The organism is Paenarthrobacter sp. NCHU4564 (assembly GCF_052156435.1).
Classification (GTDB): domain Bacteria; phylum Actinomycetota; class Actinomycetes; order Actinomycetales; family Micrococcaceae; genus Arthrobacter.
Window position 1 is genome coordinate 1 of sequence record NZ_JBQLIS010000004.1, and the last position, 12,479, is coordinate 12,479.

Consider the following 12,479-nt stretch of genomic DNA (forward strand, 5'->3'; position numbering starts at 1 on the left):
TCAACCCCAAAACCACCACCCCGCCGGTGGCGTTTTGGGGGGGTTTGGGCCCGCAACAAACGCCCAAAAATGGCGACCCAGTTGGGAGGGAGGGGGTTAGGTGAAGGCGGCGCGGAAGGCGGCGAGGGCGGTGTCGCCTGCCTCGATGCCCTGGCCACCCACGGCTCCGGCTTCCATCCCGATCACCCCGGCGTACCCGGCGTTACGGAGTGCCTTGGCTACGGCCGGGTAGTTGATCTCCCCAGTCCCGGGCTCGAAACGTCCGGGAACGTCGGCCACCTGGATTTCGCCGGTGTACGGCTGTGCCGCCCGGACCAGTTCGATCAGGTTCCCTTCGCCAATTTGAGCGTGATAAAGGTCCAGCATCATTTTGACGTTCGGATGATCCACGGCCTGGACCAGTGCCAGAGTGTCCTTGGCCCGGGCGAGTGGAATGCCGGGGTGGTCGAGGATGGTGTTCAGGTTTTCGAGCGCGAACGTGATGCCGTGCTTCGCGCCCAAAGCTCCGAGCTTCTCCAGCGTGCGGAGTCCGGTCAGCCACATTTCTCCCGTGGAGCGGTGCGTTGGCCTCACGGCACGCCCGCCCTCGCCCAGTTCGGCCGGGTGCACCACCATCCGCTCCACGCCCAAATCCAAGGCGGTAGGAATGAGCTTCTCCGCCGAGGCCAGGACCTCGTGGGCGTTGGCGGGGTCGATGACACTGCCGCCAAAATAGCCGCTCATGGAGGAGAAACGGGCGCCGGTCGCCGCCAAACCGGAGATGTCCCGCCCACGGGTGTCCCAGAGTTCCACCTCAAAACCCTGATCGTGGATCCTGCGCACACGATCGATCAGTGGCAGTTCGCCGTAGACCATTTCGGCGCAGACAGCCAAGCGGAAACTCATGCTCCGGCTCCCTGCAACTGCACGGCATCTTCGGCCGGGCGGAGCTCAGCGATCTCCGAAACGTCTACCGGCAGCCCGGTTTCGGCGGACTTGAACGCAGCCAACGCCACGGCCAAGGCGTTCCGGGCGTCGACCCCGCCGGGAGCGGCGGTAGGCGAGGCGGCCGTCGTCGTGCTTTCAAAGCCGCGGCGTGCCGCGACGTCGTGCGCAAAGTGCGCCAGCTCATCGGTGTAGGCGTCGTGGAACAGGTGGATGTTCAGGCGCGTGGTGTCCGAGGCGATGCCGGCAGCAGTGTAACTGGTGGCGTTGGTGGCCTGGGGCGTGCCTGCGGTGACCATGCCTGCGGATCCGAAGACTTCGCCGCGGACGTCGTAGCCGTAGAGGGCGTTGAAATTCGCTTCCGCCACTGCGATGGCGCCGTTACTGTACGTGACGGTCACGACGGCGGTATCCAGCAACCCGCCCGCCTTCGCCTCGGGTGCCACCAGGGCATCGGCAACGGCGTGGACCTTGACGGGGACGGCGCCGGGGTTGAGCCAGTTGAGGGTGTCGAAGTCGTGGATCAGGGTTTCCAGGAAGATGGTGCCCGGTGCGATGCGTCCAGGATTGCCAAGGCCGGCTTCCGTGCCTGGGTCGCGGGTGAGGGAGCGGAGAAGTTGCGGCGTGCCCACAACGCCGTCCTCGATCAGCCTGCGTGCGGCCGCGAAGTCGCTGGAGTAGCGGCGGTTGAAACCAAAGCGAAGGACGACGCCGGCACTCGCCGCCGCCTCGATGGCCGCGTCCAGTTCCTCGATGGTTCGTCCGCCGGGCTTTTCGCAGAAGATGTCCTTGCCGGCCTTCGCGGCGGCCTGGATCAGTTCCGCGTGGAAGCGCAGGGGAGTGGCGATGAGGACCGCGTCCACGTCGGGATCGGCAAGGACATCTGCGGCATCGGTACTGATCTTGGTGACCCCGAACGTGGTGGCCAGATCCTGGACGGCGGGAAGGAGGGGGTCGGCGATGGCTTCCAGCCGGGCATCCGGAATCCGGCGTGCGATGGAACCGGCGTGGAATTTGCCGATCCAGCCGGCGCCAAGCAGGGCAATCCGGACCGGCCGGCTTTGGGGCGCGGAATGCTGGAGGTATGTCATGTGGACTCCTGGTTCTCCTGGTCTAGATCGTTCTAGTCAGTCCATGGTGGCACGTGCCGGACGTGGTGTCTAGATCGTTCTAGTTCACGTGCCAAAAGGAACTTGATCCGGAACGCAAAACTTCTTTCAAAACCTCCGTCATGATCTTTGGTCAGGTGGCACATATCCAGTGCCCAAGTCATTGCCCGGTGTGCAGTGCCGTCGCCCTTTTCGGTACAGATCCACGGGCAATGCTGAGTGAGCAGCGATGGATGTGGTGGGTTCTGGGGCCCACCCGGGGCGCCGTCGCTGTGGAACCGGGCTAGTGCGGTCGGTCGTCTGAGTCGCGGCCGGCCGCACGTCTGGTACCTGTCACCCCATGGTCCGGCCATCCGCCGGGCAAACCGAGCGCCAGTCATCTGCTGGATCGTTCTATAGACTTGCTCAGTCGGAGGAGGGCCATGGCAGGAAAACGCCCCACGTTAATGGACGTGGCAGAGGCAGCCGGAGTTTCCCGGGCGCTGGTGTCGATCGTGATGCGCAACGCCCCGGGTGCGTCCGAGGCCACCCGGGCCAGGGTTTTGGAGGCCGCCGGAAACCTCGGCTACCGCCCGGACAGCAGGGCGCGGCTGCTCCGCAGTTCACGGACCAGGCTCCTGGGCGTCACCTTCTCCACGGCACAAGCGTTCCATGCCGAAATCGTGGAGGCAGCGTATGCCGGAGCCGCCCACCGTGGCTACGACATCGCCCTGAGCGCCGTCACAGGGGACCGCCCGGAGTCGCAGGCCGTGGAGTCGCTGTTGGATTTGGGCTGCGAAGCCCTGATCATGATTTCCCCGGCGCTGGGGCAGGACGAACTGGAACGCTGTTCCGCACGGCTGCCGGTAGTGAGCCTGTTGCGCGACGACGTTGGCCCTACCGTGGACTCAGTCAGCAGCGACGACCTCCAAGGCATCCGGCTGGCAGTGGACCACCTGGTATCGCAAGGGCACCGCAGGATTGTGCACGTCCACGGCGGAACTGCCGTGTCCGGATCCAGGCGCCGTGAGGCTTTCGTCCAGGAGATGGAAAGCAGGGGCCTGGAGGCGCGTGTTGTCCAGGGCGGGGCCACGGAAGAGGACGGCATGCGCGCAGGCCAGGCGCTGCTGGACGAGTTGCCCACGGCGGTCCTGGCCTTCAATGACCGCTGCGCCTTGGGCATCCGGGAGAGCTTCCGCGCCGCAGGGCTAAGGGTGCCGGAAGACGTTTCCCTGATGGGCTACGACGACAGCCAGTTCGCGCGCCTCAGCTACGTGCAGCTAACCTCAGTCAGCCAGGACGCGCCACTGCTTGCCAGGGCAGCGGTGGACAGGGCCATTGACAGGCTGGAAGGCTTGGCGACTCCCACCCACGCTGTGCGGACTCCCCACGTGGTGCTCCGCCGGACAACGGGGCCTGCTCCCGCGCAGTAACAACCTATGCCGGTGAATGACCTGCAGTTGAAGGACGGCCGGCCGGATCGGGCGAATCCGAGGACAGCGGGTGCTGGATCTCGTCCACCGTCATCCGTGCCGCAAACAGGGCAACGAAGGCCATGATGGGGCATACCAGCCCGCCCACGAAGAAGATCAGCCAGATGGGAACCACTTCGGCCAGCGGACCCGCGAGGGCCATGGACACCGGCATCAGGGCCAGGGACACGAAGAAGTCCAGGCTTGAGATGCGGCCCAGCAGATGTGGTGGCACCCTCCGCTGCAGGAGCGTTCCCCAGATGACCACACCGACGCCCTCGGTGACTCCGAAGACCACCATGGCAGCCGCGAGGACCCACACGCTGTCCATGAACCCGATGGCCGCCACCGGCAGGCTGCCCACGCCCCAGGTCACAATCATCACCGTGAGGTAGCGTCGGGGCAGCCGGAAGGATGCCGTAGCCAGGGACGCCACGGCGCTGCCCACGCCCATGATCGCCAGCAGGAAGCCGAACATCCGCGAGTCACCGCCCAGTTGGTCCCGAACCACAAAGGGCAGCAGGACCTCGATGGGGCCGATAAGAAACAGCACCGACAGGCAGGCCCACAGCAGGGTCCACAACAGCCAGGGAGTGCGGATCGTGTAGCTGAATCCCTCGCGCAGGTCGTGAAAGAGGGACGTCCGGGCCGGGACTTCCGCTCCGGCCAGGTCTGCGGTGGGCCCGCGGATGTCCAGGTCCTGCCGGCTCAGGAAATTCAGGATGCCGAAGGCCACCAGGTGGCAAACGGCGACTCCTGTCACCGCGAACGCAGGGGACAGGGACGCCACCACAATGCCCGCAAGCGCCGGGCCTGCTGCCTGTTGGAGGATGGGGCGGACCGTGCCCTCCATGCCGTTGGCGGCCAGCAGGTCCTCGGGCGGCAGGATGCGGGGGAGCATGGCGGAGTACGCGGGGAAGAAAAATGCCTGTCCCACTCCCAGCACGAAGGCCCCGACCGCCAGGTGCCACAACTGCAGGAGGTTGAGCAGTGCCAGCAGGGAGACCGTGGCGATCACTGCCAGGTTGACACCCTCCACCGCAATGATGAGGAGACGCTGGCGCATGCGGTCCGCTGCGATGCCGCCGACCAGGACGAACGCCACCAGGCCCACGCCGGCCGCGGTTGCCACAAAGGACAACTCCAAGGGACCGCCGCCGAGGTGGATGACCTCGTACACCATGGCCACGGCCCACATACCCGAGCCGAAAATGGAGACCGAAAGCGCGGCGATGAGCACCCGGAATTCACGGTGTGCAAAAGGGCGCAACGCCCTCAGAGCGGCCATTCCACCAGCCTAGACCCGGCAGCGGCCACAGGCGAGAGCGGGTCAGGAAGCTCCCGGCGCCGACTGGTCGTCGTCCGTGTCCGGTCCCTCTGCGGGATCCTGGCTATGGATGCCGATGTCGTCCGGTACCCAATCCTCGGTCCCGCCCTCGGCCGGGGAATCTGTGTGGTGCCTGATCACGTGTTCGTTCTTGTCGGCTGGGTTCATTACGGATACTCCTGTCCAGGGGACTGCTTCCGTGAATGCACCCTAGTCTACGCCCGGTGTGCAGCCGGCGTGGCATAGGCTGAACGCAGTAGTTCTTCGGAAACGAGCCAGCTGCCATGGAGAGGTGAAGATGCCCAAGCGACCCAACCCCGCTGTGAAAATCGCCCAAAAGACAGCACACAACGCCGTGTTCGACGCCCAGGGAAACACCAAGCCGGGCGTGCACACCGCCCTGCTCAAGGCCGTGGACGTGCAAAGGCCCCTGGTCCTGGCGAACCTCAGGAGGATGCAGCGGCGGCACCCCCACGCGACTCCCGCGCAACTGGCCGCCAAACTCGAGCGTGACTACCTGGCCGCCGTGGCAGGCGGGGGAGCAGCGGTAGGCGCTACCGCCGTCGTACCTGGTATTGGAACCGCAGCTTCGCTGGGACTGTCCGCGCTGGCCACCGTGGGTTTCCTGGAGACCACGGCACTGTATGCGTCGTCGCTGGCCGAACTGCATGGAATCCGGCTGACCGACCCCGAAAGGGCCAGGACCATGGTCATGGCCATCATGCTGGGCGAGGAAGGCACATCCCTGCTGGGAGCACTCAGCGGACAGTCGCTGGGCCGCGGGAAAGGCATCACCAACGAATGGGGCCGCACCCTGACCAAGAAGATACCGGGCAGCGGGTTCGGCGTGATCCGCGACGCCATCCAAAGGGCCTTCCTGAAGAGCCTGGTGAAGCGGCAGGGAACGGCACTGCTGGGCAGGGCCCTGCCGTTCGGGGTGGGAGCGGTGGTTGGCGGCGCCGGCAACCTCATGATGGGCAGGGCTGTGGTGGCCACGGCCAAGGAAGCATTCGGGCCGCTGCCGGACACCGTACCCGGTGAACTCCAGCCCGGCGCAGCCAGGCAGGATCTTCCCTTGGAAGGGGGCACCGGTGGATCTGAACGCTGACCTGGGCGAGTCCTTCGGCTCGTGGACCATGGGCGATGACGCCTCCATGTTCAGGATCGTCAGCAGCGCCAACGTGGCCTGTGGCTTCCATGCCGGCGACCCCCTCACCATGCTGGACAGCTGCCGTGCCGCCTTCGACCTCGATGTCCGGGTGGGCGCCCATGTGGGGTACCGCGACCTCGCAGGGTTCGGGCGGCGGTCACTGGATATGAGCTTCGATGAACTTTTCGGGGATGTCCTCTACCAACTGGGCGCCCTGGATGGGGTAGCCCACGCGGTGGGAGCCTCCGTGGACTACGTCAAGCCGCACGGCGCGCTCTATAACAGGATTGTCCATGACCCGGACCAGGCCGAAGCCGTGGTGGCCGCCGTGCACGCCTACGACCCCGGCCTGCCGGTGCTCGGATTGCCGGGTTCGGCATGGCTGAAGCTGGCCGAAGAGTCCGGCCACCCCGTGTTCGCGGAAGCCTTCGTTGACCGGGCCTACCTCCCGGACGGCACGCTGGTTCCGCGCTCGCAGGACGGCGCGGTACTGCACGACCCGGAGGCAGTGGTTGCCCAGGCAGTACGGCTGGCGACGCGGGCCGAAGTGGTGGCCGTTGACGGTTCCGTGGTGTCCGTCCGGGCCGATTCCCTGTGCATCCACGGTGACACCCCGGGCGCTGTGGACATGGCCGTGGCCGTGCGGCAGGGACTTGAACGCGCCGGTGTGGAGATCGAAGCGTTCGCCTAGGCGCGGCTTGGCCAGACCAAAGGAGGCCTGATGAGTGCGATAGTGATGGACCCCGGTGCTTCCGCCGTGGTGGTGGCGCCGGAACAGGCCCTGGACAGGGCGTCCCTGAACCTGGCGAATGCGCTGCTGGGAAACGCCGGTGAGGCTGCCGGGCTTGAGGTCCTGGTGGGTGGCCTCCGCCTGCGGTTTGTCACCGGTTCCGCCGTGGCTGTCTCCGGCGCGGAGGGCATGGTCAAGCTCAACGGCTCAGAGCTGCCCCTGAACAAGGCGGTCCGGGTGGCCCCCGGTGCCATGCTCGAGTTCGGCCCTGCCCTGTTCGGCATCCGCTACTACCTCGCGGTGCAAGGCGGCATGGAACCGCAGTCCGATGCCTTGACCACAGGGCGGACGCTAACCTTCGGGCCGCCCAACGGGCACACCTTCCCGGCCGTGACCCGGACCGCCCGCCGTGCCCTGGATCGTGAACGACCCGTGGTCGCCAGGGTGGAGCCCGGCCCGGACGTTGAAAAATACGACGCCGCCACCTGGCTGAGGTTGACCACGGAACCCTGGACGCTCTCGCCTGAGTCGGACCGCGCCGGAGCGCGGCTGGTGGGGCGTTCCCTGCACCCGGCCGACGGACCTGCCCAGGGCTTCCACGAGGCGGGCGAAGCACCCCAGGCCCGACCGCTGGTGACAGGCTCGGTCCTGCTCCCGCCGTCGGGCCTTCCCATCATTGCGCTGGCCGGACACCCGGCTACGGGTTCCTCGCCCGTGATTGCGGTGGTCCGCGACGAAGACCTGGACGCGCTGGGCCAGGCAAGACCCGGCCAGATGGTGCATCTGTTGCGCTGAGCCTCACCCGAACAGCAGGTGAGCCACCGAAAAGATGGCCAGCCCGGCCAGGGCTCCGACCACAGTTCCGTTGATGCGGATGTACTGCAGGTCCTTGCCCACCTGGAGTTCGATCTTCTGGGAGGTTTCCTCCGCGTCCCACCGCGCAACAGTATCGGAGATGACACCCGCGATGTCTGAGCGGTACGTGTTCACCAGATAGCCGGCGGCGTCTCCGATCCACGCGTTCACCTTCCCGGCGAGCTCGTGGTCGTTGACCAACCGGGTACCGAAATCGCGGACGGCGCCCTTGAAGCGCAGGCTCAGTTCACTGTCGGGATCGTCGACGGCGGCGAGCAGCGCGTTCTTGACGGTACCCCAGGTGCGGGAAGCCAGCTCGCGGACCTCGGGGTCACCGAGGATCTGTGCCTTGATGGCTTCGGCCCGTTCGATCATGGCGGGGTCGTGCTGCAGGTCCTGGGCGAGTTCGGTGAGGTAGGCATCGATGGACTGGCGTACCTGGTGGTTCTGGTCGTTCTGCACGGCACGGATGAACTTCAAGAGTTCCACGTACACCTTGTCACCCACGAGCCCGTCCACGAACGTTGGCACCCACACCGGCGAGCGGTCCGAGACCAGGCGGTTGACGGTGGCGTGGTTGGCATCCACCCAGTCCGCTGCCCGGTCCACCAGCAGGTCCACAAGCTTGTGGTGGTGGCCGTCGGCGAAGATCCGTTCCGCCATCCGTCCCACGGGCGGACCCCAGGGAGGCGTGAGCAGGTGCTTTCGGACCATCCCCTCGATCACGGCCTGGACGTCGTCGTCATTAAGCACGGTGAAGGCACCGCGGATCAGTGCGCCGCCTTCCTTGGCTACGCGCTCGGGACCGCCGGGACCGGAGAGCCAGGCGCCGGCCTTCCGGGCTATGTCGATGCTGGCCAGCTTGTCCTGCACCACTTCCTGGGACAGGAAGTTGCTCTCCACGAAGTTGCTCAATGACTCGCCGATCTGGTCCTTGCGGCGCGGGATGATGGCCGTGTGCGGGATCTTGAGGCCCATGGGGTACTTGAACAGCGCCGTGACGGCGAACCAGTCCGCCAACGCGCCCACCATGCCGCCCTCGGCCGCGGCCCGCACGTATTCCAGCCAGGGGTATTCCTTTTGGAATGCGAAGGCAACCATGAAGACCACAGCCATGACAATCAGCAGGGACAGTGCCAGCCGCTTCATACGGCGCAGCGCCGCAGCCTTCTCCTCGTCTCCGGAGGAAGGCCCGACGACGGCGGACCCACCGCGGGTGCGTGCGGTGCCTGCCGCCGGTGTGGCTGGGGAATGGTTGGTGACGTCTTCGGCTGGGATTTGTTCAGAGTTCACCTGCATTAATCCAGCCTAGCCCCGAGCGTCCAACAGCGTGGGCTACCGTGTCTGCATGACAAGTGACGACTTCGTTCCCGCCCGGCCCAAGGTCTACGCGCACCGGGGAGCCAGCGCTGCCTTCGCCGAGCACACCAGGGCTGCCTACTTGAAGGCCATTGCCGATGGTGCCGACGGTGTTGAATGCGATGTCCACCTGACCAGGGACCAGCATGTGGTCCTCCTGCACGATGCCACCCTGGACCGAACGTCAACGGGGACCGGGCCGGTTGCGGAGAAGACGCTGGACGAACTGCGTGCCCTGGACTTCTCCTCCTGGAAGGGCGCCCGCATCCCGGACGCTTACGGCGGGACGGCCGACCAGTTCCTGACGCTGCCGGAGCTGCTGGACATCCTGCGCGGAGCCGGGCGGGAAATCGGGCTGGCCATCGAGTTGAAGCATCCAAGCCCCTACCGGCTCAAACTGGAGGACAGGGTGCTGGACCTGTTGCGCAGCGAAGGCTGGAGCCCGGAGGAATCACGGCTGGACAATATCCGGATCACGTTCATGAGCTTCGACACGGATTCCATCCAGCATCTTCTGGCGTCTGTGCCCGGTGAGCACATCTGCCAGTTGGTGGACAACTTCACCGCGCAGGAAATCCGGGAAGACCTGGGCTTCGGCCCGATCACGGCAGGCGCGCTGGCCAATGTCATGAGGGCAACGCAGCAGGAAGCCGAGCGGGTCCTCGACGCGGGCGAGGTACTGATCGCCGGGCCGGGAATCGATTATGTGCGCGAGCATGCCAGGAACGTCCAGCGATGGCTTGAGTCCGGCCGTATTTTCCGTGTCTGGACAGTTGATTCAGACAAGGATGTAGCCCTGTGCCAGGGGCTGGGCATCCACGAGATCACCACCAACAAGCCTGCCCAGGTCCTGGCCCAGCTCGCCGTCCCAACTAAGTAGCACTTGTGCGCGTTTTGAGCGCTCAAAACGCGCACTAATGCGACCTGGTTGGGGAAACTTTGGCGGGTCTCCCGGCCGTTGTGATTGAGTGGTCTCATGTCGCTACACCGTTCGCCCAAAGCATCGCACGTCTTACATTCCGTCTCAGTAATAGGAATGAGCGCGCTCCTCCTGGCCAGCGGCATGAAGCACTTCCGCACTCCGCAGTTCTACTACCCCGTGGTTCCGGAGTATCTCTGCCGCCGGGACGAGCCCGGCAGCAAGGCCAATGGTGCCCTGGCCGTGATGTCCCGTGAGGAATGGGTGGCGTCCTCCGGCCTGATCGAGGCGGCACTCGGCGTCGGCCTTTTGATTCCCGCTACCCGCAAAGCCGCAGCGGACGCGACAACTGCGATGTTTACAGTATTCCTTGCCGGGCATATTGATGCTCTGCGTCGTGCATACGGGCCGGAGGGGACACCGGCTGAACGCAGGATCCACACCTTGCGCTTGCCCCTCCAGGCCCCTTTGATCCTGTGGTCATGGAGCCTGCGGAAATGAGCGGCCCCTCCCGGGAAGCGGCACCCATGAAGCTCCGGGACTCGCCGGCTTTCAAAATCGCACTTTCCCTGAGCATCGCTACCGGCTTGTACGGGGTTTCCTTCGGGGCGCTCTCCGTTGCTTCCGGATTCGACGTATGGCAGACCATGGTGCTGAGCCTGTTGCTCTTCAGCGGAGGATCCCAGTTCGCGTTCATCGGGGTTGTTGCCGGTGGCGGCTCCGGCGTGGCAGCCATGACGGCCAGTGCGCTGCTGGGGCTGCGCAACGGAATCTACGGTATGCAGATCAATGCCATGCTGCATCCCCGCGGATGGCGCCGGTATGCGTCCGCGCACATCACCATCGACGAATCCACGGCAACGGCATCGGGCCAAACAGATGCGGGCGAGCAACGCCGGGGATTCTGGACGGCCGGTATTGGCATATTCATTCTGTGGAATATCTTCACTGCTGTGGGTGCCCTGGCCGGCGATGCCATGGGTGATCCCAAGCAGTGGGGACTGGACGGCGCTGCGGTGGCTGCGTTTCTGGCGCTGCTATGGCCGCGGCTCAAGGGCCGCGAACCGTGGGCCATTGCGGCTGCCTGTGCCTTGGCGACCATCCTGGCCGTTCCGTTCGTACCGTCCGGCGTGCCAATTCTGGTGGCAGCGGTGATCGCAGGCGTCATCGGCTGGTTCAGCCACGCCCGTATGGACGAAGGACTGGAACCGGATATTGACCCCTACGCGGGACGCCACGGCCATGGGCGGGAGGGATCCTCGTGAATCTGTGGCTCTGGATCCTGATTGCCTGCGCCCTGGCCTACCTCACCAAGCTCGTGGGGTACTTCGTTCCGGCCAAGCTGCTGAAGAGCCCGCGTATCATGCACATCGCCGGGACCATGACCATCGGCCTCCTGGCCTCCCTGACGGCAGTCAATGCCTTGGCCTCGGGCCAGGGGCTGGTGCTGGATGCCCGCATCGGCGCACTGGCGGCGGCCGCGGTGGCCCTGTGGTTGCGGGCGCCGTTCCTGGTGGTGGTTATATCCGGTGCTGCCGCGGCGGCGCTGTTGCGGCTGCTCGGCTGGGGCTGAAACCTAGACGACGTCGGACAAGGTGACGCCGGGGATATCGGACTGTTCGGGCAGCGGCCGCGATGGCCGCTGGGTGCGGATGGCATCTTCGATCAGCGCCACCGGGCGCTTCCATGCCTGTGAGCCGGGTTCCATGGTGTCCACGGCACCGATGAGCATGGCCAGCAGGCGGACCATGTCCTCGATGGTGATGTCTTTGCGCAAGGACCCCTGGCCCTGTCCGCGCTCCAGCAAAGTGGCCATGGAGCCGATAAGTCCACCGGTGATGCCCATGAGCAGGCCGCGGCGCCCGGCCACCGCGTTGAGCAGGTTGGCGTCCTCGCTGGCCACGTGGACCACGGCGTCGATCACGTTGATCAGGCCCTCCGCCGCGTCCATACCGTCGAGTGCCGCCTCGGCCACGGGATCCACGTGCTGGCGGAGCTGGCGGGACAACGCCGCCAAAACCAATTGCTCCTTGTCGGCAAAGTTGCGGAACAAGGTTGCGGGGCCCACTCCTGCGGTGGAGGCGATGGTCTGCAAGGGAACGTCCGGGCCGTGTTCGCGGAAGCACTGCCGGGCGGCGGTGATGATCTTGTCCACATTGCGTGCAGCGTCCGCCCGGAGGGGCTTGCGTTGGGAGGGCTGTTCCATGCTTGCCAGACTAGCAACGGAGCGCGTGGGCGCCGTGGTTACGCGGGAGTAGGCCGTTATATGACATACCGGTACATGAAACACTGGTTTTCATGTTGCTTGCATTTTCAGTTGCTCCTTCCGGCCAGCCTGCTTCCGCCTCCGAAGGCGGACCCTCAGCGGACGCGTCGGTCCACGATGCCGTAGCGGCCGCCGTCAGGATTGTCCGTGAGTCCGGCCTGCCGAACAGTACCGATTCGATGTTCACCACCATTGAGGGTGAATGGGATGAGGTTTTCGACGTCGTCAAGCGTGCCACCGAGGCGGTGGGCCGCTACGGCAGCCGGGTCAGCCTGGTCATCAAGGCCGACATCCGCCCCGGCTACACCGGCGAGTTGACCGGAAAGGTCGAGCGGCTGGAGAGGGCCCTCGGCAACCAGGAGTAGTTCCTTCCCCCGGAGGCGCCACAG

At 65.7% G+C, this 12,479-nt stretch carries 15 protein-coding genes; 9 read left to right on the plus strand and 6 right to left on the minus strand.

Annotated features, from left to right (window positions below):
- Positions 1-96 precede the first annotated feature (96 nt).
- Both ACSVIE_RS05460 and ACSVIE_RS05465 read right to left on the minus strand, forming a co-directional pair.
- Positions 97-885: a TIM barrel protein gene (locus ACSVIE_RS05460; RefSeq protein ID WP_442423246.1), complete on the minus strand. Its 789-nt coding sequence runs from the start codon at positions 883-885 to the stop codon at positions 97-99.
- On the minus strand, positions 882-2,015 hold the full coding sequence (locus ACSVIE_RS05465) for a Gfo/Idh/MocA family oxidoreductase (protein WP_442423247.1): 1,134 nt from the start codon (positions 2,013-2,015) through the stop codon (positions 882-884). The genes ACSVIE_RS05460 and ACSVIE_RS05465 overlap by 4 nt, the downstream gene beginning before the upstream one ends.
- Positions 2,016-2,455: 440 nt before the next feature.
- Here ACSVIE_RS05465 and ACSVIE_RS05470 point away from each other — a divergent pair, with 440 nt between their 5' ends.
- Positions 2,456-3,445, plus strand: coding sequence for a LacI family DNA-binding transcriptional regulator (locus ACSVIE_RS05470; protein WP_442423248.1), 990 nt, complete (start codon positions 2,456-2,458; stop codon positions 3,443-3,445).
- Positions 3,446-3,449: 4 nt separating this feature from the next.
- On the opposite strand, the gene ACSVIE_RS05475 is transcribed toward ACSVIE_RS05470, so the two are convergent.
- Together ACSVIE_RS05475 and ACSVIE_RS05480 are read right to left on the minus strand one after the other, a co-directional pair.
- Complete coding sequence (locus ACSVIE_RS05475) at positions 3,450-4,772, minus strand: MFS transporter (protein WP_442423249.1); 1,323 nt, start codon at positions 4,770-4,772, stop codon at positions 3,450-3,452.
- A gap of 42 nt (positions 4,773-4,814) precedes the next feature.
- A complete protein-coding gene (locus ACSVIE_RS05480; protein ID WP_426005518.1) occupies positions 4,815-4,979 on the minus strand; it encodes a hypothetical protein in 165 nt (54 codons plus the stop codon).
- 130 nt (positions 4,980-5,109) lie between these two features.
- On the opposite strand from ACSVIE_RS05480, the gene ACSVIE_RS05485 reads away from it, so the two are divergent.
- The 3 genes from ACSVIE_RS05485 to ACSVIE_RS05495 are packed head-to-tail and all read left to right on the plus strand — an operon-like array spanning position 5,110 to position 7,486.
- On the plus strand, positions 5,110-5,919 hold the full coding sequence (locus tag ACSVIE_RS05485; RefSeq protein WP_426005520.1) for a hypothetical protein: 810 nt from the start codon (positions 5,110-5,112) through the stop codon (positions 5,917-5,919).
- Positions 5,903-6,652 (plus strand): LamB/YcsF family protein, encoded by a 750-nt coding sequence (locus ACSVIE_RS05490; protein ID WP_442423250.1) that lies wholly within the window; start codon positions 5,903-5,905, stop codon positions 6,650-6,652. The genes ACSVIE_RS05485 and ACSVIE_RS05490 overlap by 17 nt, the downstream gene beginning before the upstream one ends.
- Before the next feature lie 30 nt (positions 6,653-6,682).
- On the plus strand, positions 6,683-7,486 hold the full coding sequence (locus tag ACSVIE_RS05495; RefSeq protein WP_426005523.1) for a biotin-dependent carboxyltransferase family protein: 804 nt from the start codon (positions 6,683-6,685) through the stop codon (positions 7,484-7,486).
- 3 nt (positions 7,487-7,489) lie between these two features.
- On the opposite strand, the gene ACSVIE_RS05500 is transcribed toward ACSVIE_RS05495, so the two are convergent.
- Entirely contained in the window at positions 7,490-8,845 is a 1,356-nt protein-coding gene (locus ACSVIE_RS05500; protein WP_426005524.1) for a DUF445 domain-containing protein, read from the minus strand.
- A gap of 49 nt (positions 8,846-8,894) precedes the next feature.
- Between ACSVIE_RS05500 and ACSVIE_RS05505 the strand changes: the two genes are divergently transcribed.
- From ACSVIE_RS05505 to ACSVIE_RS05520, 4 genes are all read left to right on the plus strand, one after another.
- The gene (locus ACSVIE_RS05505; protein ID WP_426005526.1) at positions 8,895-9,785 is read left to right on the plus strand and encodes a glycerophosphodiester phosphodiesterase family protein; all 891 of its coding nucleotides are present in this window, start codon (positions 8,895-8,897) and stop codon (positions 9,783-9,785) included.
- 156 nt (positions 9,786-9,941) lie between these two features.
- Positions 9,942-10,325: a DoxX family protein gene (locus ACSVIE_RS05510; protein ID WP_442423251.1), complete on the plus strand. Its 384-nt coding sequence runs from the start codon at positions 9,942-9,944 to the stop codon at positions 10,323-10,325.
- A 26-nt stretch (positions 10,326-10,351) separates the two neighbouring features.
- The gene (locus ACSVIE_RS05515; protein ID WP_442423407.1) at positions 10,352-11,089 is read left to right on the plus strand and encodes an AzlC family ABC transporter permease; all 738 of its coding nucleotides are present in this window, start codon (positions 10,352-10,354) and stop codon (positions 11,087-11,089) included.
- Positions 11,086-11,397, plus strand: a complete 312-nt coding sequence (locus ACSVIE_RS05520; protein ID WP_426005529.1) for an AzlD domain-containing protein — start codon at positions 11,086-11,088, stop codon at positions 11,395-11,397. The genes ACSVIE_RS05515 and ACSVIE_RS05520 overlap by 4 nt, the downstream gene beginning before the upstream one ends.
- 3 nt (positions 11,398-11,400) lie before the next feature.
- Here ACSVIE_RS05520 and ACSVIE_RS05525 read toward each other — a convergent pair whose 3' ends face one another.
- The gene (locus ACSVIE_RS05525; RefSeq protein ID WP_426005530.1) at positions 11,401-12,030 is read right to left on the minus strand and encodes a TetR/AcrR family transcriptional regulator; all 630 of its coding nucleotides are present in this window, start codon (positions 12,028-12,030) and stop codon (positions 11,401-11,403) included.
- Between the two features lie 92 nt (positions 12,031-12,122).
- On the opposite strand from ACSVIE_RS05525, the gene ACSVIE_RS05530 reads away from it, so the two are divergent.
- A complete protein-coding gene (locus tag ACSVIE_RS05530) occupies positions 12,123-12,455 on the plus strand; it encodes a thiamine-binding protein (RefSeq protein WP_426005531.1) in 333 nt (110 codons plus the stop codon).
- Positions 12,456-12,479 lie beyond the last annotated feature (24 nt).

Excerpts from the sequence above, each read along its gene's own strand:
- ACSVIE_RS05460 (WP_442423246.1), bottom strand. The coding sequence starts at position 885 with ATGAGTTTCCGCTTGGCTGTCTGCGCCGAAATGGTCTACGGCGAACTG.
- ACSVIE_RS05465 (WP_442423247.1), bottom strand. The coding sequence starts at position 2,015 with ATGACATACCTCCAGCATTCCGCGCCCCAAAGCCGGCCGGTCCGGATT.
- ACSVIE_RS05470 (WP_442423248.1), top strand. The coding sequence starts at position 2,456 with ATGGCAGGAAAACGCCCCACGTTAATGGACGTGGCAGAGGCAGCCGGA.
- ACSVIE_RS05475 (WP_442423249.1), bottom strand. The coding sequence starts at position 4,772 with ATGGCCGCTCTGAGGGCGTTGCGCCCTTTTGCACACCGTGAATTCCGG.
- ACSVIE_RS05480 (WP_426005518.1), bottom strand. The coding sequence starts at position 4,979 with ATGAACCCAGCCGACAAGAACGAACACGTGATCAGGCACCACACAGAT.
- ACSVIE_RS05485 (WP_426005520.1), top strand. The coding sequence starts at position 5,110 with ATGCCCAAGCGACCCAACCCCGCTGTGAAAATCGCCCAAAAGACAGCA.
- ACSVIE_RS05495 (WP_426005523.1), top strand. The coding sequence starts at position 6,683 with ATGAGTGCGATAGTGATGGACCCCGGTGCTTCCGCCGTGGTGGTGGCG.
- ACSVIE_RS05500 (WP_426005524.1), bottom strand. The coding sequence starts at position 8,845 with ATGCAGGTGAACTCTGAACAAATCCCAGCCGAAGACGTCACCAACCAT.
- ACSVIE_RS05505 (WP_426005526.1), top strand. The coding sequence starts at position 8,895 with ATGACAAGTGACGACTTCGTTCCCGCCCGGCCCAAGGTCTACGCGCAC.
- ACSVIE_RS05510 (WP_442423251.1), top strand. The coding sequence starts at position 9,942 with ATGAGCGCGCTCCTCCTGGCCAGCGGCATGAAGCACTTCCGCACTCCG.
- ACSVIE_RS05515 (WP_442423407.1), top strand. The coding sequence starts at position 10,352 with ATGAAGCTCCGGGACTCGCCGGCTTTCAAAATCGCACTTTCCCTGAGC.
- ACSVIE_RS05525 (WP_426005530.1), bottom strand. The coding sequence starts at position 12,030 with ATGGAACAGCCCTCCCAACGCAAGCCCCTCCGGGCGGACGCTGCACGC.
- ACSVIE_RS05530 (WP_426005531.1), top strand. The coding sequence starts at position 12,123 with ATGTTGCTTGCATTTTCAGTTGCTCCTTCCGGCCAGCCTGCTTCCGCC.